21 protein-coding genes are annotated in these 23,450 nt (G+C 71.9%); 13 read left to right on the top strand and 8 right to left on the bottom strand.

Features of this window, described 5'->3' with window-relative positions; all coding sequences use genetic code 11:
• Positions 1–69: 69 nt before the first annotated feature.
• Positions 70–2,664 carry a helicase-associated domain-containing protein gene (locus tag O7610_RS19040; RefSeq protein ID WP_281567205.1) on the bottom strand — a complete coding sequence of 865 codons (2,595 nt, stop codon included), beginning with the start codon at positions 2,662–2,664 and terminating at the stop codon, positions 70–72.
• Between the two features lie 169 nt (positions 2,665–2,833).
• Here O7610_RS19040 and O7610_RS19035 point away from each other — a divergent pair, with 169 nt between their 5' ends.
• Together O7610_RS19035 and O7610_RS19030 are read left to right on the top strand one after the other, a co-directional pair.
• On the top strand, positions 2,834–3,448 hold the full coding sequence (locus O7610_RS19035) for an HAD family hydrolase (RefSeq protein WP_289211464.1): 615 nt from the start codon (positions 2,834–2,836) through the stop codon (positions 3,446–3,448).
• A gap of 32 nt (positions 3,449–3,480) precedes the next feature.
• The gene (locus O7610_RS19030; RefSeq protein WP_123607376.1) at positions 3,481–3,867 is read left to right on the top strand and encodes a cold-shock protein; all 387 of its coding nucleotides are present in this window, start codon (positions 3,481–3,483) and stop codon (positions 3,865–3,867) included.
• Positions 3,868–3,906: 39 nt separating this feature from the next.
• Here the strand turns inward: O7610_RS19030 and O7610_RS19025 are convergent, their stop codons facing one another.
• From O7610_RS19025 to O7610_RS19015, 3 genes are all read right to left on the bottom strand, one after another.
• Complete coding sequence (locus O7610_RS19025) at positions 3,907–4,755, bottom strand: 1,4-dihydroxy-6-naphtoate synthase (protein ID WP_475052797.1); 849 nt, start codon at positions 4,753–4,755, stop codon at positions 3,907–3,909.
• Between the two features lie 61 nt (positions 4,756–4,816).
• On the bottom strand, positions 4,817–5,509 hold the full coding sequence (locus tag O7610_RS19020; protein ID WP_475052795.1) for a futalosine hydrolase: 693 nt from the start codon (positions 5,507–5,509) through the stop codon (positions 4,817–4,819).
• Between the two features lie 98 nt (positions 5,510–5,607).
• Positions 5,608–7,407 carry an MFS transporter gene (locus O7610_RS19015; RefSeq protein ID WP_281552009.1) on the bottom strand — a complete coding sequence of 600 codons (1,800 nt, stop codon included), beginning with the start codon at positions 7,405–7,407 and terminating at the stop codon, positions 5,608–5,610.
• Between the two features lie 85 nt (positions 7,408–7,492).
• On the opposite strand from O7610_RS19015, the gene O7610_RS19010 reads away from it, so the two are divergent.
• On the top strand, positions 7,493–8,350 hold the full coding sequence (locus O7610_RS19010; protein ID WP_281555741.1) for a DUF3027 domain-containing protein: 858 nt from the start codon (positions 7,493–7,495) through the stop codon (positions 8,348–8,350).
• On the opposite strand, the gene O7610_RS19005 is transcribed toward O7610_RS19010, so the two are convergent.
• On the bottom strand, positions 8,319–8,624 hold the full coding sequence (locus tag O7610_RS19005) for a DUF2530 domain-containing protein (protein WP_281555740.1): 306 nt from the start codon (positions 8,622–8,624) through the stop codon (positions 8,319–8,321). The two genes, O7610_RS19010 and O7610_RS19005, sit on opposite strands and share 32 nt — an antisense overlap.
• Positions 8,625–8,817: 193 nt before the next feature.
• On the opposite strand from O7610_RS19005, the gene O7610_RS19000 reads away from it, so the two are divergent.
• From O7610_RS19000 to O7610_RS18990, 3 genes are all read left to right on the top strand, one after another.
• Complete coding sequence (locus tag O7610_RS19000) at positions 8,818–10,281, top strand: NCS2 family permease (RefSeq protein ID WP_289211463.1); 1,464 nt, start codon at positions 8,818–8,820, stop codon at positions 10,279–10,281.
• Positions 10,282–10,410: 129 nt separating this feature from the next.
• Complete coding sequence (locus O7610_RS18995; protein ID WP_281555739.1) at positions 10,411–10,845, top strand: MarR family transcriptional regulator; 435 nt, start codon at positions 10,411–10,413, stop codon at positions 10,843–10,845.
• A gap of 71 nt (positions 10,846–10,916) precedes the next feature.
• Positions 10,917–12,230, top strand: coding sequence for an MFS transporter (locus tag O7610_RS18990; RefSeq protein ID WP_289211462.1), 1,314 nt, complete (start codon positions 10,917–10,919; stop codon positions 12,228–12,230).
• Positions 12,231–12,286: 56 nt separating this feature from the next.
• Here O7610_RS18990 and sepH read toward each other — a convergent pair whose 3' ends face one another.
• The 3 genes from sepH to O7610_RS18975 form a co-directional block, all read right to left on the bottom strand.
• The gene (sepH, locus tag O7610_RS18985) at positions 12,287–13,351 is read right to left on the bottom strand and encodes a septation protein SepH (protein WP_281552006.1); all 1,065 of its coding nucleotides are present in this window, start codon (positions 13,349–13,351) and stop codon (positions 12,287–12,289) included.
• A 287-nt stretch (positions 13,352–13,638) separates the two neighbouring features.
• Entirely contained in the window at positions 13,639–14,766 is a 1,128-nt protein-coding gene (gene serC / locus O7610_RS18980; RefSeq protein WP_281552005.1) for a phosphoserine transaminase, read from the bottom strand.
• A 158-nt stretch (positions 14,767–14,924) separates the two neighbouring features.
• On the bottom strand, positions 14,925–16,031 hold the full coding sequence (locus tag O7610_RS18975; protein WP_123606312.1) for a citrate synthase 2: 1,107 nt from the start codon (positions 16,029–16,031) through the stop codon (positions 14,925–14,927).
• Positions 16,032–16,229: 198 nt separating this feature from the next.
• Here O7610_RS18975 and pdxH point away from each other — a divergent pair, with 198 nt between their 5' ends.
• The 7 genes from pdxH to O7610_RS18940 all read left to right on the top strand — a co-directional run bounded on the left by pdxH (position 16,230) and on the right by O7610_RS18940 (position 23,449).
• A complete protein-coding gene (pdxH, locus tag O7610_RS18970; protein ID WP_281552004.1) occupies positions 16,230–16,889 on the top strand; it encodes a pyridoxamine 5'-phosphate oxidase in 660 nt (219 codons plus the stop codon).
• A gap of 85 nt (positions 16,890–16,974) precedes the next feature.
• On the top strand, positions 16,975–17,946 hold the full coding sequence (locus tag O7610_RS18965; RefSeq protein WP_281552003.1) for an aldose 1-epimerase family protein: 972 nt from the start codon (positions 16,975–16,977) through the stop codon (positions 17,944–17,946).
• On the top strand, positions 17,946–18,566 hold the full coding sequence (locus O7610_RS18960) for a nitroreductase family protein (protein ID WP_281555738.1): 621 nt from the start codon (positions 17,946–17,948) through the stop codon (positions 18,564–18,566). The genes O7610_RS18965 and O7610_RS18960 overlap by 1 nt, the downstream gene beginning before the upstream one ends.
• 171 nt (positions 18,567–18,737) lie before the next feature.
• Positions 18,738–19,049, top strand: coding sequence for a type II toxin-antitoxin system VapB family antitoxin (locus O7610_RS18955; RefSeq protein WP_123606308.1), 312 nt, complete (start codon positions 18,738–18,740; stop codon positions 19,047–19,049).
• A 138-nt stretch (positions 19,050–19,187) separates the two neighbouring features.
• A complete protein-coding gene (locus tag O7610_RS18950) occupies positions 19,188–19,931 on the top strand; it encodes a DUF4230 domain-containing protein (RefSeq protein ID WP_289211461.1) in 744 nt (247 codons plus the stop codon).
• A 227-nt stretch (positions 19,932–20,158) separates the two neighbouring features.
• Positions 20,159–21,385 (top strand): glycosyltransferase family 2 protein, encoded by a 1,227-nt coding sequence (locus O7610_RS18945; RefSeq protein WP_281552001.1) that lies wholly within the window; start codon positions 20,159–20,161, stop codon positions 21,383–21,385.
• A gap of 69 nt (positions 21,386–21,454) precedes the next feature.
• A complete protein-coding gene (locus O7610_RS18940; RefSeq protein WP_289211460.1) occupies positions 21,455–23,449 on the top strand; it encodes an arabinofuranosyltransferase in 1,995 nt (664 codons plus the stop codon).
• The last annotated feature ends 1 nt before the right edge of the window (position 23,450 follow it).

Genomic DNA, 23,450 nt, shown 5'->3' with positions numbered 1-23,450 from the left:
CGGGCGTACCGACCGGGAGCCGACTGCTGTGCGGTCAGGACCGACCCGACGTGACGGGCCGACGCGCGGTCAGTCGTGCACCACCGCTGCGGTCACCCGCTGCAGCGCGAAGGTGTGCAGCGTCTCGGTCCGCTCGTCCTCGGCCCGCAGGTAACCCGCGCCGATCGACACCGGACGGACCAGCCGGGAAGCGGCGGCGCCGTGTGCGTCCACGTAGCCCACCCAGACCAGCGCCTTGTCCCGTACCGCCTGCTGCAGCACGGCCAGCGCCTGCGAGTGCGCCTGCACCGCGGCCAACCCGTCGACCGCCTGCCCGGTCGCCGCCCGGATCGTCCCGGGCGTGCGCCGTACCGCCCGGGCCGCCGCCTCCCCCCGGCGAAGCTGCTCGACCAGACCGCTGATCCAGGGTGCGGTCAGCTTCGGCGCGGCCAGCGGATCGATTGACCGCAACGTCACCGGGTGCCGCGCCGGTGCCCGCCGGGCCCGTGGCCGGCCAGTACGCAGTGCGGCACCGGTGCCGTCCTCCGGCACCGGGGCGTAGCCGGCCTGCCGCAGCGCCTCCAGCATCCGGCCGGCGGGCACCACACAGACCAGCACCGTCGGCGCCAGCCGACGCAGCGACAGCGTGGCCAGCCGGCGGTCGGCCAGCACCGTGGCCAGCAACGCCTCGTCGTCGCTGCGCAGATAGCCGCCGGCCGATCCGGCGCGCAACCCGCCATGGGTACGGGCTGAGTCGTCGATCAGGTAGGTGAGGCCCTGCGGCACCGGGGTGCGGGACCGCCGGGCGAACAACTCATGCAGTTCGGCCGCCTGGTAGCCGGCGTCCAACGCCCGACGCACACTCGCCGGCGTGACCCGGTGCACGCTGGCCGCCCCGATCGACTCCGGCTCGGCGACCAGCTCCAACTCGGCAGCCAGGGCCGGCTCCGGTGGACCGGGCACCACCACGGTCAGATCGGCCTGCACCAGGACGTGGTCCACCGGGGACGGCAGCAGGTCGTCCAGCGCGCGTTCCACCGTCGACGCCGCACCTCGGTGCTCGCGTTCGGTGGCCCGTACGCCGAGCGGATCGTCGTCGGCTGCGGTGTCCCGACCGTCCCGGCCCTCCCCGGCGAGCAGCGAGCGGCCGTACCCGGTCAACACGCCCAGCCCGGTGACGCCCAGCTGAGCCGCCTCGTCGAGGACCTCGCGGTGCAGGTCGTCGCGGCCCCGGCTGCGCCGTGGCGCCTGCCATGCGAGCAGCGCGAGCACCTCGTCGGCGGTCGGCGCGGCCCCCGGCGGCAACGCGGCCAGCACCCCCAGCACGGTACGGCGCACCGTCGGCGCGCCGGCCCGCTCCACGTCGGTCGACAACGCGGTGATCGGCCGGTCCCGGTCGTCCCGGCGGCCGATCAACCCGGCCCGCCGGGTCATCGCCAGCCACGCCCCGGCCAGCCGCTCCCACCGCCGGGCCACCGGTTCGTTCATCCACTGGTCGTAGTTGCCGGTCGGCAGGATCTGCTGGTCGACAGCGGTGCGACTCGCCGTGGCGGGCAGTTCGGCGGCACCGAGCAGCCCGGCGGCGTACCCGATCTCGATCAGCAGCCCGGCCAGCGACTCGCTGACCCCACCGGCGCGGGCCAGCCGGCGCAGCTCCCGCACCCCGATCCCGCCGGTACGCAGCAGCGGCGCCGGCTCGGCGGCCAACGCCTCCAGCAGCGCGCCGGCCTGCCGGACCAGCTCCATCGCCTGCCCGGCACCGGTCGAGTCCACCGCCTTCGGATCGCGTTCGGCGGAACCCGCCGCAGGCGGGTCGGGGCGCAGCGCGCCGAGCGGCCCGGTGTCCCGCCGCAGCAACAGCCCGACCTCGCGGGGCAACTCCACGGCCTGGCTGCCGGCCGTCGCCGGCGCATCGGTGACCACCGCCAGCAGGCCGGCCTCGACCAGCCAGCGCACCGGACTCACCCCGTCGCCCGGACCGAGGGCGGCGGTGGCGGCGGCGGCCGGGGCTTCGCGGGCCTGAGCGCCGGTGGCCGGGACGGCGGCGGCGGTACTCACCGTGCCGAGTGGCGGGCCGACGGCGAGCCGGTCGAGTACCGCCCGGGCCGACGGCGGGGCGCTGAGCAGCGTCCGGCGCAACGCGGCCGGATCGGCGCACCGTCGAGCCACCCGGTCGTCCAGGTCGGCGGCGGGCCGGCCCAGCCCGGCTGGGTACGGCGAACTCGCCTCGTCCACCCCGCCGGCCACCCGGAACCGCCCAGCCGACCCGTACAGCAGGCAGCGGGCCAGCAGCCGGTCCACCGCCGCGCGGACCTGAGCCGCGGTCGCCCCGCTGCCCGGCGCGGTGGCCATCGCCAGCACCGCGTCCAGCTCGACGGCGGCGTCAGCGCTGTCGGCCGAACCGGCCGGGTGGACCGTAGCGGCGGAACCGGCCGGGTCGGCTGCGGCGGCCGAACCGGCGCTGGCCGGTAGCTCCCGGCACAGTCGCGCGGCGTCCAGGATCCGCAGGGTGAACTCGTCGAGGTCGTCGAGCGCGCGGGCAGAGGAGACCCGCGACTGTGCCCGGGCGGCCAGCGTGGCGATGTCGGTCGGCGCCGGCACCACCAGATCCGGACGCAGGCGCAGCAGGTCACCCAGCTCCGCGTCGGAGCGGGAACGCAGGTGGTCGGCGAGTGTGTTGGCCATGGTTGTTCCACGCTAGCCCGCCGGACGCCCCAGGTGGCCTCGGCCGTACGGAGCAGATGCTCCGGCGCGTGAGTCGCCCACATAGGCTCACCCTCCGGCCGCCACCCGGCCGGCCACCCGCCGGCCGGACCCACCCGTCGTGGCGGGCGTGACGAGGAAGGACGTGCGCATGTCGCCGGTGGTCGGATTCGACCTGGACATGACATTGATCGACTCGCGGCCGGGGGTCGCCGCCACCTACCGGGCGTTGACCGAGCTCACCGGGGTGCAGGTGGACGCCGAGGTCGCGGTGTCCCGGCTCGGCCCGCCGCTGCGCCACGAGATCAGCCAGTGGTTCCCGGCTGATCAGGTCGATGCCGCAGTCGAGCAGTTCCGGTCGCTCTACCCCCACTACGCGGTAGATCCGACGCTGCCGATGCCCGGGGCGGTCGCCGCGCTTGAACTGGTCCGGAAGTGGGTTGGCCGGGTGGTGGTGGTCACCTCGAAGCTCGGCCGGCTGGCTCGTCTGCACCTGGACCACCTGAGCCTGCCGGTGGACGAGGTCGCCGGCGACCTGTTCGCCGAAGGCAAGGCGGCCGCCCTGCACGAGTACGCCGTACAGCTCTATGTGGGTGACCACACGGCGGACATGGTGGCCGCGCGGACCGCCGGGATACCGGGTCTCGGGGTGGCCTCCGGCCCCTGTTCGGCGGCTGAGCTGCAGTCCACCGGAGCGGCTGCGGTGATCGACGACCTGACCGGATTCCCGGCGGCGGCCGACGCTCTGCTCCGGCTAGCCTGGTGAGGTCAATCCTGCGAGTGAAGTCGAGGTCAGTGGTGCCGACGGGTCGAGTGAAATGGTACGACGCGGGGAAGGGGTACGGATTCGTCACCAGTGACGAGGGTGGCGACGTGTTCCTGCCCAAGGGTGCGTTGCCGGCTGGCGTCACCGACCTCAAGTCCGGGCAACGGGTGGAGTTCGGGGTGGTGGACAGCCGGCGCGGCGCGCAGGCGCTCGGCGTACAGCTGTTGGAGGCCCCGCCGTCGGTCGCCGAGCTGCGGCGGCGACCGCCGGAGGAGCTGCACGGACTGGTCGAAGACATGATCAAGGTGCTGGAGGCCAAGGTCCAGCCGGACCTGCGGCGGGGCCGGTTCCCGGACCGCAAGACGGCGCAGACCGTGGCCCAGCTGGTGCACGCGGTCGCCCGCGAACTGGAGGTCTGACCCCGCAGGCGCGGTCCACGGACTGCAGCGGTCGGCGGTCTACCGCTGCCGTAGCTGGTCGCCGGGCGGCGGCGCGAGCAACCCTGCCATCGGTGGGGTGAGCCCGTGCGCCGCTGCCCGGTCCAGCAGCGCGGCGACCGCCGCGTACCCGTCGGCACCGAGGTCGGCGGTGAAGTCGTTGACGTACAGCCCGATGTGCCGGTCCACCACGTCCGGCTCCATTTCCTGAGCGTGCGCCAGCACGTAGTCGCGGGAAGCGCCCGGATCGGCCCAGGCCAGTCGGACCGACTCGCGTACCCAGCCGGCCGCCTGCGCCGGGTCGACCACGCCCCGTCGGGCCAGGATCGCGCCCAACGGGATCGGCAGGCCGGTGTCGGACTCCCACCATGCCCCTAGGTCGACCAGCGCGGTGAGCCCGTACCGCTGGTACGTGAACCGCGCCTCGTGGATCACCAGCCCGGCGTCGTACCGGCCGGTGGCGACGCCGGGCATGATCTCGTGGAACGGCACGACCTCGATCCGGGCCGGCGGCCGGTCTGCCGACCAGAGCCGGAACAGCAGGTACGCGGTGGTCCGCTCGCCGGGTACGGCGACGGTCGCCCCGGTCAGGTCGCCGGCTGACCAGCGGCCCTCCTCGGCCGTACCACCGCCAGCCGTGCGGCCAGCCGGTACGACGCCGGCCCTGCCACCGGTCAGCAGCAGTGGGCCGCAGCCTCGGCCCAACGCACCCCCACAGGGCAGCAGATGGTAGTCGGGCAGCAGCCAGGGCAACGCGGCGAAGCTGACCTTGACCAGGTCGAACTCGCCGCGTTCGGCGGCGGAGTTGGTGACGTCCACGTCGGCGTACCGGACGGTGACCGGCGGGGCGTCCGGTACCAGCCCGTGCACCAGGGCGTGGAAGACGAACGTGTCGTTGGGGCAGGGGGAGAATGCCAGCCGCAGGGTCACGTCAACCACGGTAGTCGGCACGCCGGCTGGTCAGCGCGCTGGCCGCCGTGGTCAGCGCGGCCATCGCCTGCGGAAGCCGCCAGCCGGCCCGGTCGCGCGGGCCGACCGGGTTGGAGATGGTGCGCAGCTCCGCGAAGGGCAGCCCGGCCAGCTCGGCGGCGCGGGCCACCCCGTACCCCTCCATGGCCTCGGCCACCGCGTCGGGGTGGCGGCCGATGAGCGTTCCTGCGGTCGTCGCGGTGCCGGTCACGGTGTTCACCGTCAGCACCGCGCCGGGTACGGCGTCCGGCAGTGCCGCCCGCAGCCAGCCGGTGAGTGCGTCGTCGGTGGCGGCGACCGCGGTGCCGAAGCCGAGCTCGTCGATCGCCAGGAACCCGTCCGGCGATTCGGCGCCGAGGTCGGCCGCGACGCTGCGGGTGGCAATGGCGGTCTGCCCGACGGCGATCCGGTCGGGGAACCCGCCGCCGATCCCCGCGCTGACCACCGCGTCGTACGGGCGTCCGCTGCTCGCCGCCACGGCCAGTTGTCGGCCGGTCCCGGCAGCGGCGGCCGCCGAGCCGACCCCGACCACCTCGACCTCGACCTCGACCGAAAAGTCGCTGTCCGCAGCGTCGCCGGCCGGTGCGATCCCGCGTCGGAGGGCGACCGCCTCGGCCTCGACCGCCGTCACTATCAGAATCCGCACCTGCCGCACCTTACCCACCGCTCCTTCCTGGACCTACCGGCCGCCGGGCAGGGGCACCGCCCCGGATACCCGCCAACTGGGCCGTGGACCAGCGTCTCCCTGCCCGTTCAGAGCCCGGCGTTCGGCCCGTCGGGTCGGTCGTCCTCGGCCGTGCGGCGCAGCGTCGACGACGGGCGGTAGATGTGGAATCCGGGTGGTGTCGGATCATCGTCGTCGGCTTGGCCATCGTCGCGGTGACCGGCGGGTGCGCCGCCGGCCGGGACGCCGACCGGCTCGGTGCCGACCTGGCCGGTGCCGCCCTGCCCGGCGCCGACCGGTGCCGGCGCTGCCGGCGTCGGCGGGGCAGGTCGCGGACGTGGCCGGATCCGGGCCGGGACGATTGATCGGCGGGCGCGTGGCGGAACCACCGTGGCCGGTTCGGCCGCACCGGCGTCGGTTGAGCCGGATTCGGGAGTACCGGCGTCGGCCGATTCCGATCCGGCGGTGCCGGGTTCGGGCCTGTCTGGTCCGGACGGGTCTGGGGTGTCATCGACCGTGTCGACCGGTCGGCCGTTGAGCCGGTCCTTGCGCTGCCGGCCGGCGACGATCACCGCGCGGGCGGCGGCGAGTACGCCGAAGCCGGCCGCCGCGACGAGACCGACCCGGCCGTCCACCGGGATCAGCCCGAACGCGCCGCCGGCGACGAACGACAGCATCAGAATGGTCTCGGAGTGGGCGAAGGCGCTGGCTCGCAGCCGTTCCGGCAGCCGCTCCTGGATGGTGGCGTCCACCGCGAGCTTCGCGATGCCGCTGATGATCGCGGTGACGAAACAGAACAGCGCCACCATCAGCAGCGAGAACTGCAGGGTGGCGAGTACACCGACGCCGGCCACGATCACCAGCCCGCTGGACTGCAGGGCGAGCGGGCGGTTGATCCGCATCCGGCTCCCGATCGCGGTGGCCGCGAAGCTGCCGGCGGCCAGCGCCGCTCCGACCAACCCGAGCGCGCCCTCGTCACCGAGTTGCTGGCCGACCACCACCGTGGACAGATCGCCCGCCTTGATTGCGAAGGCGAGGAAGAGCAGCAGGAAGCCGTAGAGGCAGCGCAACGTGCCGCTGCCGACCAGGGTGGCGAGGACCAGCCGGCTACCGGTGAGAATCCGCTGCCGGTCGGTGCCCCGCCGGAGCCCGAACACCCGGAACGCGCGCGGCACCCGCTCGGCGGGCTCGGAGTCGGCCCGAGGCGGTAGTCGTAGTGCGATGACCATGCCGACCAGGAAGATCACCGACGCGACCCGCAGCGGCCACTGCGGCCCGAACCAGAACGCCGCAAGTCCCAGCGGCGCGACCAGCGCTCCGGCGATCGTGCCGTAGACGCTGGCCCGGGCCCCGGCCTGGGACAGTCCCAGGCCGGCCGGCAACAGCCGGGGCACGGCGGCGGAGCGGCCGACGCCGTACGCCCGGGACAGGGCGAGCACCCCGAACGCCGCCGGATACAGCCCGAACCCGTTCAGGTGGTCGGCGATCAGCCAGGCCAGGAAGGCCCGGCCGAGCATGGTGGTGGCCAGCGCGTACCGCCGGCCGTGCCGGAAGTGGTCGAGCACCGGGCCGACCACCGGGGCCAGCAGCGCGAACGGGACCATCGTCACCAGCAGGTAGAGCGCCACGCTGCTGCGGGCCTCGCCGAGCGGCGCGCTGAAGAAGATGGTCCCGGCGAGCCCGATCGTGATCAGCGTGTCCCCGGCGCAGGAGGCGGCGTGCAGGTCGAACAGTCGGGACATGCCCGGTTCGCCGCCCGCGCCGCGGTGGCGTACCTGCAGAACCTTGTGCCCGGCCCAGCGACCGCTGTGCGCCGTGCCGCGCAGCACCGCGCGGGTGCTGCGGAAGGCGGTCCCGGCGGTGTGCCCGAGCGAGCGAAACAGCCCCATGCGCCCATCCTCACCTATCCGCAGCCGTCCCGTCTCGGGCTGTGCCGGTTTTCGCGGTCGCGGGTCCAGGTCGGCGGGGGAGTGCCTGGCGACAACGAGTCGCTGTCGGCGGGGGAGTGCCTGTCGGCGGTGCCGGCCGGTAGGCAACAATGGGACGGTGACCAGGAGCACCGCTCGTGCCGCCCGCCTCGACTCGGTCTGCGCCAAAGCCGTCGACGTGGCGTACGCCGTGCTGGCCGACGCGGTGGATCCCGCCGAGGTCGGCGAGCACCTGCAAGCGGTCGCCGAAGGCGACCGGCTGGTGACCCACCTTTTCGACTGCCATCTTGCCGGGTATCAGGGCTGGCGGTGGGCGGTCACCGTGACCCGGGTGTCCCGCAGCCGGCAGGTGACCGTCTGCGAGACGGTACTGCTGCCCGGCCCGGACGCCTTGCTGGCACCGGGCTGGCTGCCCTGGCACGACCGGCTGCAGCCCGGTGACCTGGGCGTCGGTGACCTACTGCCGACCTCGTTCGACGACGACCGGCTCGCGCCCGGTTACCTGCAGTCGGACGACCCGGCCGTGGAGGAGGTCTCCTGGGAGCTCGGGCTCGGCCGGAGCCGGGTGATGTCCCGCGAGGGCCGCGCCGACACCGCACAGCGCTGGTACGACGGCGAACACGGCCCACAGGCGCCGATCTCGGTCGCCGCGCCGGACACGGCCCGCTGCGGCACCTGCGGGTTCTACCTGGTGCTGGCCGGGGCGCTCCGGCAGGCGTTCGGGGTGTGTGGCAACGTCTACGCACCGGACGACGGCCGGGTGGTGAGCGTGGACCACGGCTGCGGCGCGCACTCGGAGACGCTGACCAGTCCGGCGGTGACCCCGGTGGACGAGCTGCCCACGGTCTACGACGACGGCGAGGTCGAGACGGTCACGGTGCGCTCGGGCCCGGCTGGCGACTGACCTGGTCGGCGTGGCGGCGTCGCCGGTTGGCGTCGTGCCGCAGCATTACCGCGAGCCCGGGCAGCCCGAGCAGGAATCCGGCCAGGCAGGTCCAGAGCCAGTCGGTACGCCCGGTGTCGGCCAGCCAGTTCCGGGCGAGCAGGCAGACCAGCCCGGCGACGGCCCAGGCGATCATCCCGCCGACAGCGAACGGCACCATCGGTGGGTCCAGCGGCGCCGGTCGGGGTGCCCTCGGCAGCCGGACCGGACCGGTCGGGGCGTCCGGCGGGGTCATCGGCGGCGAGTCGGGCACTCTACCAGGGTACGTCCCGGTTGATAGAGAACGCCGTGACGGGCCGGTCAATCCGGACAGCGGGCGGCCGGATCGGCGATGTCGCGGGACGTAACCGGACGGACCTCCACCGGTAACAGCTGATCTGAGACGATGCCCGCAGCCCAGTCAACCTGATGATCAGCTGTGAGGACCCATGGCGACAGTGCCGGCAGAGACGACCGGGTCGGCCCCGGACCGCAGCCCACGTAACGCATTCGACCGGTTCTTTGAGATCACCGCCCGCGGCTCCACCCCAGGCCGCGAGGTACGAGGCGGACTGGCCACCTTCTTCACGATGGCGTACATCGTGGTGCTCAACCCGTTGATCCTGGGTAGCGCGGTCGATGGCGAGGGCGCCGCGCTGGCGATCCCGGCGATCGCCGCCGCGACCGCCCTGATCGCCGGGTTGATGACGCTGCTGATGGGGGTGGTCGCCCGGTTCCCCCTGGCGCTGGCCGCCGGTCTCGGGGTGAACGCCCTCGTCGCCTTCGAGATCGCACCACAGATGACCTGGGCCGACGCGATGGGCCTGGTGGTCATCGAAGGCGTGATCATCCTGGTCCTGGTGCTGACCGGGCTGCGTACCGCCGTCTTCCGGGCCGTGCCCACCCAGCTGAAGACGGCCATCGGAGTCGGCATCGGGCTGTTCCTCGCGTTGATCGGCTTCGTCAACGCCGGGTTCGTCACCGGCGGCACCGCGTCACCGCCGCTCGGCCTGGGCATCAACGGCATGATCGCCACCTGGCCGGCCTTCGTCTTCGTGCTCGGCCTGCTGCTCACCCTGGTGCTGGTGGTCCGCAAGGTACGCGGCGCGATCCTGATCGGCATCCTGGGCTCCACGGTGCTGGCCGTCATCGTCGAGACGATCGGCGGGTTCGGGCCGGCCGGCGGCCCGGACGGCCAACCCGGCGGTTGGGCGTTGACCGTGCCGAGCCTGCCCGACCAGGTCTTCGGCATGCCGGACCTGTCGCTGCTCGGCAACTTCTCCGTGCTGGGGGCCTGGGACTCGGCCACCTGGCTGATCGCCCTGATGTTCGTCTTCACCCTGCTGCTGACCGACTTCTTCGACACGATGGGCACCATGGTCGCGGTCGGCCAGGAGGGCGGCCTGCTCGACTCCGAGGGGATGCCGCCGAGGACCAAGGAGATCCTGGTCGTCGACTCGATCGCGGCAGCGGCGGGCGGCCTGGCGAGTACGTCGAGCAACACCTCGTACATCGAAAGCGCCGCCGGGGTCGCGGAGGGTGCCCGGACCGGGGCCGCCAACCTGGTCACCGGCGCGTTGTTCCTGCTGGCTGTCTTCCTGTCCCCGCTGGTCGAGGTGGTGCCGTTCGAAGCGGCGTCGACCGCGCTGGTGGTGGTCGGCTTCCTGATGCTGACCGCGGTGCGCACCATCGACTGGACCGACTACGAGATCGCCATCCCGGCCTTCCTGACCATCGTGCTGATGCCGTTCACCTACTCGATCTCCAACGGGATCGGCGCGGGGGTGATCACCTTCGTGCTGATCAAGCTGGTGAAGGGCCGTGCGGCGCAGGTGCATCCGCTGCTGTACGGGGTGGCCGCGTTGTTCACCCTCTACTTCCTGCGGCACCCGCTGGAGTTGCTGATCGGCTGAGCCGGTCGCCTCGTCGCAACGTCGGCCGTCACCGGCGGTACCCTGATGCCGCCGGTGACGGTGGTCATAACGGCTGGTCGATCGGTGTGTTCGTTAGTTAGGCTAACGAACGTGACGGAGTGGGCGGTGATGGGAGAGCAGCAGGTCACGGCCGCGCAACTGGCGACGTCCCTGCGCGATGCCATCACCCGACTCAACCGGCGGGTCCGACGGGCCCGGCCGGTCGGCGATCTGACGGTCACCCAGCTGTCCGCGCTCACCAGCCTTGAGCTGGCCGGTGCGATGACGCCGCGGGAGCTGGCCGACATCGAGCGGGTCCAACCGCCGACGATGACCAGGATCGTCGCCAAGCTCGAGGAGCGCGGACTGGTGCAACGCACCCCGCACCCGACCGACGGCCGGCAGGTGATCCTGTCGGCCACCGAGTCAGGCCGGGAGGTGATCGCCGGGTTCGAACGGGTACGTGACGAGTGGCTCGCCACCCGGCTCGCCGAGCTGAGCCCTGCCGAACGGGATACGTTACGGCAGGCGGCGGAGATCCTGCAGCAGGTCGCCCGCGGCTGACGCGACAGTCGCCACCGGGTCCGCTTCGTCCCACGTGGATGACGCGTACGATCCGAGGAGGCGCACCCCGAGTGCGGGCGACACTGAACACCACCTTCCAGTCCCTACAGGTCCGCAACTACCGGATCTTCGCCACCGGGCAGCTGATCAAGCTGATCGGTGTGTGGATGATGTTCATCGCGCAGGACTGGCTCGTCCTGCAGCTGTCGGACGACTCCGCCACCGCGCTCGGAGTGGTCGTCGCCCTCCAGTTCACCCCGGTGCTGCTGTTCACCCTGATCTCCGGTCGGCTCGCCGACCGCTACGACAAACGGCTGCTGCTGTTCGTCGCCAACGCCATCTGGTGCGTGCTGGCCCTCGTGATGAGCGTGCTGGTGCTGACCGGCGTCGTGGCGCTCTGGCACGTCTTCGTCTTCGCCGGCCTGCTCGGCGTCGGCAACGCCCTGGAGACTCCGGTCCGGCAGGCATTCGTCTCCGAACTGGTCGGCACCCCGCTGCTGCCCAACGCCCTTGCGCTGTCCTCGGCGACGTTCAACACCGCGCGGATCGTCGGCCCGGCCCTGGCCGGGCTTGCCATCGCGGCGTTCGACGTCGGGCCGGTCTTCCTGATCAGCGCGCTCGCGTCAACGGCCCCGCTGGTCGGACTGGTTCGGATGCGCTCCGGCGAACTGCACCGGGTCGGCCTGCCGGTCGGAGCGCAGCGGGACGCCGCCAAGGTGGTCGACGGGTTGCGCTACGTCGCCCGCCGCCCCGACCTGATGCTGCCGATGGCCCTGATGGCCGTGCTCGGCCTGCTGCTGTTCAACTTCCAGTTGACCCTCGCCGCATTGGCCAAGACAGTGTTCGAGACCGGTGCGGCGTCGTTCGGGCTGTTCACCACGGCGCTCGCGGTCGGCGCGCTGGCCGGTGCCCTCGCTGCCAGCGGCCGACGCGAACGGCCGTCGGTCTACGTCGTGCTGGGCAGTGCGTTGACCTTCGCCGGCCTCGGCACCCTGGTCGGGCTGGCCCCGACGTACTGGCTGGTGGTGCTCCTGCTGCTGCCGACCGGATTCTTCATGGTCTACTTCGCGCAGGCCTCCAACCAGCGGGTGCAGCTCGGCGTCGACCCGGCCTTCCGGGGCCGGGTGATGGCGCTGTGGGTGCTGGTCTTCCTGGGCACCAACCCGGTCGGCGCACCGATCATCGGCTGGGTCGCCGAGCGCTTCGGAGCCGGGGCCAGCATCTGGCTGGGCGGCCTGCTGTCCTTCCTGACCGCCGCCGCCGCGCTGGCCTGGCAGTTGCGGCGCACCGGCGGCCGGATACGGCTACGGTGGGCACCGATGCCCCGGCTCTACGTCCTGCCGGCCCAATCCGCGCCGGCCCACGCCGGAGCCGTCCGAGCTTGACCCGGAGCCGTACGGCCCGGGCCGGTCAGTCCAGGCCGCTGGAGGCCTACGACGGGTCAGGAACTTGCGCGGTCGGCCGGGCCGCTACCGAACAGGACGTCGTCCCAGCTCGGCAGCCGCTTGCGGGGCTTGCCGGAGCTGTCCGCCGGGGTCTCGGTGGCACCGGACGAGGCGCGCCGGGGCCGCAGCACCGCCAGTGACGGCACCGCCGGGACCTCCTTGGGTGCGTCGGCGTCGTCGTCGAAGGCGGAACCCGCGCCGCCGCCGAGCAGTGCGGCGGCGCCGCCGGCCACCGGCCGCTGCCGGGGCGTCTCGGCGTTGGCCGCCGGCTCCAGGCCGCGACCGGCCGCCGAACCGAGCGGTCGGTCCAGCGAGGCGAGCAGCGCGTCCCGCCCGGCCCGGATCGGGTCCCGGCTGGATCGTGGCTGGTCACCGGGGGCAGCCGGTAGGCCGTGCCCGCCCCGGCCCGGCTCGGCGCGCGCCGGACCGGGCAGCGCATGCCCGCCCCGCTCCGGCGCCGGCTCCTGACCGAGGATCTGGGTCGGCCGCTCGGTGCAGAGGTACTGCGCCATGTCGTCGTGCGGCGAGATGACCTGGCGGCTCTTGTCCAGCTCCCAGATGGCCTGGGCGGTGGCCTTGCCGGACGGCCAGGTGGCGATGATCCGCCAGGTGCCGTCGTCGCGCCGGTACGCGTCCCAGGAAATCTTCTCCGCGTCGATGCCGTGCTGGGCCAGCCGGCCGTCGACGACCTCGGCGAGCGGGGCACCCTTGTCGGAGTTCTTCAGCCTGGTACGCCGGGCGTGCTGGGCGAGCATGGCCCGCTCCTGCAGCACCGGTCCGGCGTAGCGCAGCACCCGGTCAACCGGCACCCCGGCGATCCGCGCGACGTCGTCGGCCGACTCGCCGGACCGGATCCGGGCCTGGATGTCCCGGGGGGACAGCGACGGCTGGGGATCTCCGGGCTGGCTGGCCACCGTCAACGTGGTCGAGCTGTCCGGGTCGGCCTGCACCGCAGTGGAGACGCGGTCGTCGATCGGCAGGGCGAGCAGTCGGCCGACCTCGTCAGCGAGGACCAGGGCCTGACCGTCCTCGGAGAGGGCGACGAAGCGTACCGGGCGCATCGCGTTGCCTCCGTCCCGCTGAGCTGCCCCACGCCGCAAGGTCGACCCGCCCGCGACGTCCTCCGCACACGGTACGCCGATAAGCCACCCGATGGGAGTAGGCCACGCCGGGCATGTCGAGTGAGCTGCCCAGATCCGTCCGGCTGGGCGAGTCGGATGGTGGACGGTGATCGAGCGTCGGCGATCACGATCGATCACGGGAGGTCAGCGGTTGATCGTCATCCTAGAGCAAATCCCGCCGATTCAGCGGCAACCACCGCCGAACCGGCTTAATCACCCGATATGCCTCAAAGTCGCTCGATCACGAAGTCGACGCAGGCGGTCAACGCCTCGACGTCGGACGGGTCGATCGCCGGGAACAGCGCCACCCGCAGCTGGTTGCGGCCGAGCTTGCGGTACGGCTCGGTGTCCACGATGCCGTTGGCCCGCAGCACCTTGGCGACCTTGCCGGCGTCCACTCCGTCGACGAAGTCGATGGTCGCCACTACGTTGGACCGCAGCGCCGGATCGGTGACGAACGGAGTGGCAACCGCGGACCGCTGAGCCCAGCCGTAGATCGCCGCCGCGCTCTCCGCCGTCCGCTTCGCCGCCCAGGCCAGCCCACCCTGGGCGTTCATCCAGTCGGTCTGCTCGGCGGCGAGGAAGATCGTCGCCAGTGCCGGGGTGTTGTAGGTCTGCTCCAACCGCGAGTTGTCGATCGCGGTGACCAGGTCCAGGAACGCCGGGATGTACCGGCCGGACGCCTTGACCTGGGCGGCCCGGTCCAGGGCGGCCGGCGACATCAGGGCCAGCCAGACGCCGCCGTCCGAGCCGAAGCACTTCTGCGGGGCGAAGTAGTAGACGTCGGTCTCGGTCGGGTCGACCTCCAGGCCACCGGCGCCGGACGTGGCGTCGACCAGCATCAGCGCACCGTCGTCGGCTCCGGCGACCCGCCGGATCGGCACCGCGACCCCGGTCGAGGTCTCGTTGTGCGGGGTCGCGTAGACGTCCACGCCCGCCTCGGCGACCAGGGCCGGGGCGCTGCCCGGCTCGGCCTTGTGTACCGTCGGCTCGCCGAGGAACGGCGCGTCGCGTACCGCCTTGGCGAACTTGGCCCCGAACTCGCCGAAGCTGGCGAACTGCGCCCGGTCGCGGACCAGGCCGAACGTGGCGATCTCCCAGAACGCGGTGGTACCGCCGTTGCCGAGAATCACCTCGTAGCCCTCGGGCAGCGCGAAGAACTCGGCGATGCCGCGTCGCAGCCGGGCGACCTCGTCGCGGACGGTCTTCTGCCGGTGGGACGTGCCCAGGTAGCTGGTGGCGACCTCGGACAGCGCGGCGACGGCTGCCGGGCGGACCTTCGACGGGCCGCAGCCGAACCTGCCGTCGGCGGGCTTGATCTCGTCTGGGATGCGGATGGTCGCAACGTCAGCCACGGTGGTCAGAAGTCCTTCCAGATGCGTAACGGGTTGACCAATCCTTGCACCCGACCGGCCGGCCCCGGGGTGTGGTCCCACGTCTGCGACTGAGGCGTGCCCCACACATCCCGGGCCGGTGCCGGCGGAGTCGGTGCCGGATCAGGATCCGTGCCGGATCAGACGTCGTGCGGGACCGCGTCCCAGCCGGCGACCTGCTGCGGCTTGCGCGGCTGCGGGCCGACGTACCGGGCGGACGGGCGGACCAGCCGCTTGAGCCGCTTCTGCTCCAGGATGTGAGCGCTCCAGCCGCCCATCCGGGCGCAGGTGAACATCGAGGTGAACATGTGCGCCGGCACCTCGGCGAAGTCGAGCACCACCGCCGACCAGAACTCGACGTTGGTCGCCAGCACCCGGTCCGGCTTGCGGTTGTGCAGCTCCTCCAGGGCAGCCTTCTCCAGCGCCTCGGCCACCTCGTAGCGGGGCGCTCCGAGCTCCTTGGCGGTGCGGCGCAGCACCCGGGCGCGCGGATCCTCGGCCCGGTACACCCGGTGACCAAACCCCATCAGCCGTTCGCCGCGGTCGAGCACGCCCTTGACGTACGACTCGGCGTCGCCGCTGCGCTCCACGCCCTCGATCATGTGCAGCACCCGGGACGGGGCACCACCGTGCAGCGGTCCGGAGAGCGCACCGATGCCCGACGAGATGCAGGCGGCGGCGTCGGCTCCGGTGGAGGCGACGACCCGGGCGGTGAAGGTGGAGGCGTTCATGCCGTGTTCGGCGGCGGAGATGAAGTACGCGTCGACCGCCTTGACGTGCCGCGGATCGGGTTCGCCTCGCCACCGGCGCATGAACCGCTCGACGATGGTCTGCGCCTTGTCGATCTCCTTCTGCGGCACGGCCGGAAGACCGAGCCCACGGGCCGACTGGGCGACGAACGACAACGCGGTGACCGATACCCGGGCCAGGTCCGCGCGGGCCTGCTCGTCGGAGATGTCCAGCAGCTGGGACAGCCCCCAGTACGGGGCGAGCATGGCGACCGCCGACTGCACGTCCACCCGGATGTCGCCGGAGTGCACCGGCACCGGGAACGGCTCGGCGGGCGGCAGACCCGGCCCGAACCGACCGTCGACCAGCAGTGCCCAGACGTTGCCGAAGGAGACCTGTCCGATCAGATCCTCGATGTCGACGCCGCGGTACCGGAGGGCACCGCCCTCCTTGTCAGGCTCGGCGATTTCGGTCTCGAATGCGATCACACCTTCGAGACCCGGTTTGAAGTCGGACATGTGGCTCTCCTGGTGGGGATTTGGCGGTGCTGCCCGAGCGCCCGGTAGAACTGCTGCAGGCTGCCCTGAACGGTTTCGCTGACATCCGTGTGCTGCGGTGACTGGTCGTTCGTGCCCGGCGGGTGACCGGTTGTTCGTGCCTGGTGGGTACCCAGCGTAAGTTCGGTGCCAGGGGTAGCCCTAGTTCAGGAGAGCGACGTGACGGGAGACACACCACGACCGAGTCTGGCTCGTCGTGACTATCGCGGTGCCCCGGAACTGCGTCGCCGTGACCTCGCCGTCGACTGGCACACCCAGTTCGCCCGGTGGTTCGCCGACGCGGTGGCGGCCGGGTTGCCGGAACCGAATGCGATGGTGCTGGCCACGGCCGACGTCGATGGGCGACCGAGTACTCGGACGGTGCTGATGAAAGGGTACGACGAGACAGGAATCGTCTTCTTCACCAACTACCGGTCGCGCAAGGGCACCGAGGCCACCGCCAATCCCTCGGTCAGCCTGCTCTTTCCGTGGTTCGCGATGTCCCGGCAGGTGGAGGTGCGCGGGGTGGTGGCACCGATCCCACGGGCGCAGACCGAGGCGTACTTCGCCACCCGGCCACGTGGCTCCCAGCTCGGCGCGTGGGCCAGCCCGCAGTCGCGGGTGGTGCCGGACCGTGCGGCGGTCGACGCCGGCCTGGCAGCAGCCCGGCGGCGGTTCCCGGAGCCGACCGCGGTGCCACCGCCGCCGCACTGGGGCGGTCTGCGGGTGGCGCCGCGGACCGTCGAGTTCTGGCAGGGTCGGGCCGACCGGCTGCACGACCGGTTCCGGTACCGCCGGGACGCCGCCGGCGGCTGGTCGATCGAGCGAATCGCGGCGTAGCGCAACTTTTAATTTACTCTTAGCTATTGTGGATCACTGGCCGGCGGGTGACCCGCGAGCTGGATCGAACGGTTATCGTCGCCGCATGGACAACGTCGATGCACGTCCGGGCCCGCCGTCCGGAGCGCAGTGGACGATCGCGGCGGACGGGCACGAGGCCGTCGTGGTCGAGGTGGGCGGCGGGCTGCGGGCGTACCGCGCCGGTGGGGTCGACTACGTCGACGGGTACGCCGAGGACGAGCTCTGTGTCGGCGGCGCCGGCCAGGTCCTGGCTCCGTGGCCGAACCGGATCCGGGACGGCCGCTACACCTTCGCCGAGGTCACCCGGCAGCTGCACCTGTCTGAGCCGGACCGGCACACCGCGCTGCACGGGCTGGTCTGCTGGCTGCCCTGGCAACTGATCTCCAAAACGGCCGACGAAGTGGTGATCGGCTGCACCCTCTTCCCGCACCCCGGCTACCCGTGGTCGCTGGTGCTGCGTACCCGGTGGGCGGTCGGCGCCGACGGACTGCGGGTGACCCACCAGGTGACCAACGCCAGCGTCGAGCCGGCACCGTTCGGGCTCGGGGTCCATCCGTACCTGCGGCTGCCGGACACCATGGTCGACGATGTGACCCTGCACCTGCCGGCCCGCAGCCGGCTGCTGGTGGACGGCCGGCTGCTGCCGATCGGCGCGGCGAAGGTGGCCGGTGGCGAGTACGACTTCACCAAGCCGCGGCGGATCGGCCCGGTGGTGCTGGACACCGCGTTCGGCGACCTCGACCGGGATCCGTCTGGCGGCTCTGCCGTCCGGTTGTCCAACCAGGACGGATCAGCTGGCGTGACGCTCTGGGCCGACGCCGCCTTCGGCTGGTGGCAGCTGTTCAGCGGGGACACCTTCGCGGAGCCGCGCTACCGGCGGTCGGTGGCGGTCGAACCGATGACCTGCCCACCGGACGCGTTCCGGTCCGGGCGGGATCTGATCGTCCTGGCGCCGGCCGAGACCTGGCAGGCGAGCTGGGGCATTCGGCCGGGACAGGATCCGGCGGGACCGGGACAGGAGTCGGAGGGTCGGTGATGGAGTTCCGCGACGCGGTTCGGCGGCGGCGGATGGTCCGCAACTACGATCCGGACCGCCCGGTACCGCCCGAGATCGTCGACCGGTTGCTGGAGCACGCCATCCACGCGCCGTCGGCCGGCTTCTCCCAGGGCTGGGGTTTCCTGGTGCTGGACCGGCCGGACGACCGGGCGGCGTTCTGGGCGGCGACCACCCCGGTGGCGGCGGACCCGGACACCGAGCGGCGCAGCCGCTGGCTGGCCGGCATGACCCAGGCACCGCTGATCATCGTCCCGCACGCCAACCGGTCGGCGTACCTGGACCGGTACGCCCAGCCGGACAAGGGCTGGACCGACCGCGACGAGGCGCGCTGGCCGGTGCCGTACTGGCACATCGACACCGGTTTCGCCGCGCTGCTGATGCTGCTGACCGCCGTGGACGAAGGGCTGGGGGCCTGCTTCTTCGGCATCCCGCCGGAACGTACGTCGAGTTTCCGGGACGCGTTCGGCGTGCCGGAGGAGTTCGTCCCGATCGGTGCGATAACCGTCGGCTACCGGGCACCGGACACGCGTTCCTCGTCGCTGCGTCGCGGTCGCCGTCCGGTCGACGAGGTGGTTCATCGTGGCCGGTGGAACGGTTGACCGGGGCCGGTTGCGGGCGGTGACGCTGCGGTACGGGCCGCAGGACTGCTCCGATTGGTCGCAGCAGGTCGCTACGCTGGCAGACGCGCTGGCGTACGGTGGCGTCCGGCCGGTGGGTGGCGGTTCGGCAGACAGACGGTTCGGTAGGCGACATGGGAGGAGCGCGCCGTCGTGATCTTCAAAGCGGTGCGGGACGGTCGTCCTTACCCGGAGCACGGTCTGACTCTGAAGCAGTGGGCGGAGATTCCGCCCCGCCCGCTGCGCCTCGATCAGCTGATCACCACCAAACGGGAGCTGGCGCTGGACAAGTTGCTCGCCGAGGACTCGACGTTCTACGGCGACCTCTTCCCACACGTGGTCCAGTGGAACGGCGGTCTCTACCTGGAGGACGGCCTGCACCGGGCGCTGCGGGCCGCGCTCCAGCAGCGCAACCAGATCCACGCCCGGGTGTACCTGCTCATTCAGCAGCGGGCCGCCGGCTGATCCGCCGGCCCGACCCGATTGGACCGCCGGCCGTGATGATCCCCCGGCCGGCCCCGGATGCGGTTGTCGTACCGGGGCCGTACGGTGAATCCAGACGTCCCGGCGGTGGGCCGGCGTCTGGTGAGGACGGTGATGGGGATGTCCCGCAGCGGCGATGTCAACACTCCTACTCGGGAATTTCCGGAATATCCCGACGGTACGCCGGACCCGGCCGGGCCGGCTACGCCACCGGCGGAGTCCGGCGGACGTCGGCGCGGGCTGCTCGGTCTCGCCGCAATCGTCGGTCTGGTCGTGGTGCTGCTGCTGTCGACCCAGGCCGCCGGGTTGCTACCGAGTTGGCGCAACCCCTTCGCCCAACAGGAGACCGATCGCACTCAGCCACCGGTGCTGCAGTCGATCCAGGATCTCAGCCGGTTCGTCGCGGCGGAGGGTAACTACCAGGTTGTCGTCGACCTTGAGCAGGACCGACGGTACGTGCCCGATTTCCTGCTCAACGAACGGACGCTGTTCGTCGGGGTCGGAACGGTCGAGGCATACGTCGATTTCGGGCAAATCGGCGAGGAAGCCATATCAACCTCTGAGGATGGTCTTTCTGCGCAGATCGAGTTGCCGGCGCCGCAGCTGACCGATGCCGATCTCGATCTCGACAACAGCTACGTCTTCGCCGAGGAGCGTGGCCTGCTCAACCGTCTCGGTGAGGTGTTCGGCGGTGACCCGAACCGGCGGCAGCAGGTCTACCAGTTGGCCGAGGACCGGATCGCGGCCGTTGCCCGGGAGAGCGGGATCGCCGGGCGGGCCGAGGAGAACACCCGCAAGATGCTGACGGGGCTGTTGCGCTCCCTGGGATATGAGGAAGTCTCAGTCACCTTTGTGACGCCGTAGACATTTCCACAAGCTGAAACCGCCCGTAAAGGACGGCGATCCGCCGGGCCGAATCATCCTTCGGTCCGGCGTTTTCCGTCCGGGGGTGGGCACTCGTTCGGCGCGGGCCGCGCTAGAGTGCAGTCGAGGGCCGGATCCGCGCGGAAACGGCGGGCCAGACAATGAAACTGATTCATGACTGGTATGACGGCCTGGCTGTGGTCAGTCTCTAATTCGGGGGTGCACCCGTGGCGCGTTCGGTGCGCAACGACGAGGTCGAGGTCACTGTCCTTCTGCCGTGTCTGAACGAGGCGGAGACGTTGGAGGTGTGCATCCGAAAGGCCCGCCGGTCCCTCGACGAGCTCGGGGTCCGGGGTGAGGTCCTGGTCAGCGATAACGGCTCCACCGACGGCTCACAGGAGATCGCCGTACGCGCCGGTGCCCGGGTGTCGCACGCCCCGATCCGCGGCTACGGCGGAGCGCTGATCAACGGCGTCGAGCAGGCCCGGGGGCGGTACGTCATCATGGCCGACGCCGACGACTCGTACGACCTTTCCGACCTTGGACCGTTCATTCATGAATTGCGCCGCGGTCGGGACGTGGTGATGGGGAACCGGTTCCGCGGCGGCATAGCCGACGGCGCGATGCCGTTCCTGCACCGCCATCTCGGCAACCCGGTGCTCTCCTGGCTCGGCCGCCGCCTGTTCAGCTTGAAAGTGGGCGATTTCCACTGCGGCATCCGCGGCTTCAACCGGGACCGGGTCCGGCAGTTGCAGCTGTGCATGCCGGGCATGGAATTCGCCTCCGAACTGGTCGTCCGGGCCGCGCTCAACGGCTACGACATCGCCGAGGTGCCGACCACCCTGCGCCCCGACGGCCGGAGCCGGCCACCCCACCTGCGGACCTGGCGGGACGGCTGGCGCCACCTGCGGTTCCTGCTGGTGTTCGCCCCACGCAAGATGCTCATCTGGCCCGGTGCGGTGCTGTTCGCGGTCGGCCTGATCGGCACCGTCACGTTGGTCGTCGGCCCGTTGGTCGTCGGCGGGATCGGCTTCGACGTCAGCACCCTCGTCTACACCTGTCTCGCCATGCTCGCCGGCGCACAGCTGCTGCTCTTCGGAGCGTTCGCGCTGATCTACGGCAGATACGAGGGCATTACCGACCTGCGACAGTCCGACCGGTGGAGCCGGTACGTCAGACTGGAGACCTGCACGGCCGGCGGGATCACGTTGATCCTGCTCGGTCTGGCCGGCACCATTCTGGCGGTCGCCACCTGGGGTGCGACCGGCTTCGGCGCCCAGGACGCGAGTGACACCATGCGGGTGGTGCTGCCCTCCTCGACCGCGATCGGCCTCGGCGCGACGCTGATCTTCGCCGGGCTCTTCTCCAGCCTGCTCAGCCTGCGGCGGGTCTCCGTCGCCGTGGCCGATCAGCAGATCCCGGAGCTCGGCCCGCTGGTCGTCAGCACCCACTGACCAGGACGGCCCGCCGATTCACGATACGGTCGGCGCGCGTCACGACGACGAACGGTTCCGCGGAGCACCATGACTGTCGAGACATCCCCGGCCGGCACCGGCGAGCCGCCCGACCGGAAGGTAGGTTCGCCCGACCGGGGGGCATCGGGCCGCATTCCGGAGCAGGGCAATCCGGACGGATCTCGTGGACCGGACCTGGCTCCGGATCCGGGGCGGGGGCCAGGGCCGGGCCGGACCAGGGCTTCCCGGTTGTGGTCACTGGCCGGCCGTCCGGGGTTGCTCGCCGTACTGACCTGGTTGGTGGCCACGCCGGTGGCGGTCGTGCTGCCGTCGGTGGCGCGTGCCGACCCCTTCACGGTGGCCGGCCGGTCGCTGCCGGTCACCAGCGGCCTGTTGCTGGTCTGCCTTGGCGGACTGGCCGCTGTCGCCGTCCGGCGGTGGGCGCCGACGACGATGCCGGCACTGGCCGGAGTCAGCGCCGGTCTGGCCTCGGCCTGGCTGGCGCTGATCCTGCGGGCCGCGCTGTCCGGCACCCCGTTCGGCTTCGGTGGCCTGTCCGGGGACATGCTGCGGATGACCGCCACCGCTACCCGGTACACGGTCACCGCGACCAGCGCGGACACCACAGTGCCCGGGCTGCCGTCGGAGTACCCGCCGCTGTACGCCTGGCTGGTCGGTCGGGCGGCGGTGCTGCTCGACCAGGCGGCCTGGCGGTTGCTCGGCGACGCCGAGGTGCTGTTCGTCTCGGCGTCGGTGCTGGTCGGTTTCCTGCTGTGGCGCCGCCAGGTGGGTCCCTGGACGGCGCTGGCGATCTCCTGCGTGGGGGTGCTGGCCTGGTCCGACCCGCGGAAGGCGTACGAGGTCCTCGCTTTGATGATCTTCATCCCGTGGGTCCTGGAGACCTTCACCCGTCCACCTCGCGGCCGGCTGCACTGGCTGGTCTGCGGGCTGCTCGGCGGTCTGCTGGTGGCGCTCTACCAGGCCTGGCTGGTCTACGCGGCGCTCGGCCTCGTGGTGATCATCGGGACGGCCTGGCGGGCCGAGCCGGACCGGTGGGCGTACCTGCGACGGCTGCTGCTGGTCGCCGCAGCCGCCACCGCGTCGTCGGCGTGGTACGTGCTGCCGTACCTGTGGGCGTTGACCACCACCGACGGCGGACAGCTGGTCTCCGATCTGTTCGTGTCGCCGTACTACCTCGATGGTCTGCTGCCGTTCCTGGATCGGGGTGACCTGCCGCTGCGTGGCCTGCAGCTGGCCGGCATGGTGGGCCTGGTCTGGCTGATCCGGTCGACCTGGTGGGCTCGACCGCTGTTGCTGATCGCCGCCGGCGCGTTCGCCTACCGACTGCTGTCGATGGTGCGGTTCGTGCTGACCGGGCACACCGCCTTCGGGCACTACACAGCCCGGCTGTACGGCGTGGTGCTGGCCGTCGCGGGGGTGCTGACCCTGGTGCACGTGGTGCCGCTGCTGCTGCGCCGGCTGCGGATCAGCCCGCCGGTCGGGCTGGCCGGCGTGCCGCTGGCGGTGCTGCTGGCCTGGGCGGTGCCGGTCTACTCCACGAACTGGATGCCGGGCACCAACGGCTCCGGTTCGGGGTATGCGACGGCCGCGCACGCCGAGCCGCTGCCCGACGGCGGCTATCCCCGGTACGCGCCCGATACCGGCCGCGCCGACTGGTTCCCGGTCGAGCCGGTACGCCGAGCAGTCGAGCAGGTCACCGGGCCGGACCCAGACCGGGTCACCCTCACCGTCGACGAACGGCTCTTCTCGTACCTGCCGTGGCCCGGTTACCTGAGCAACGACCGGACCGCGGCGGGCACCCTGTCCCGGTGGGACGAACGCCGGGCCGAGCTGCGCGACCTGGCCGACCAGGAGGACCCGGCGACGTTCGCCGCCGAGTCTGCGGCGACCGCGTTCGGGCCGATCGACGTCTTCGTCCTGACCCGGGACGGCGACGAGCTGATCTGGCAGGAACTGCGGTTCCACCGCGACCAGTTCGATCCGCGGTACTGGGCGGTCCGCGACGACCTGCCGGAACAGGTCTTCGTCGCGGTCCGTCGGTGAC

Origin of the sequence: Solwaraspora sp. WMMA2065 (genome assembly GCF_030345075.1) — a bacterium.
GTDB lineage: Bacteria > Actinomycetota > Actinomycetes > Mycobacteriales > Micromonosporaceae > Micromonospora_E.
This window is presented reverse-complemented; position numbering and strand designations above follow the sequence as displayed.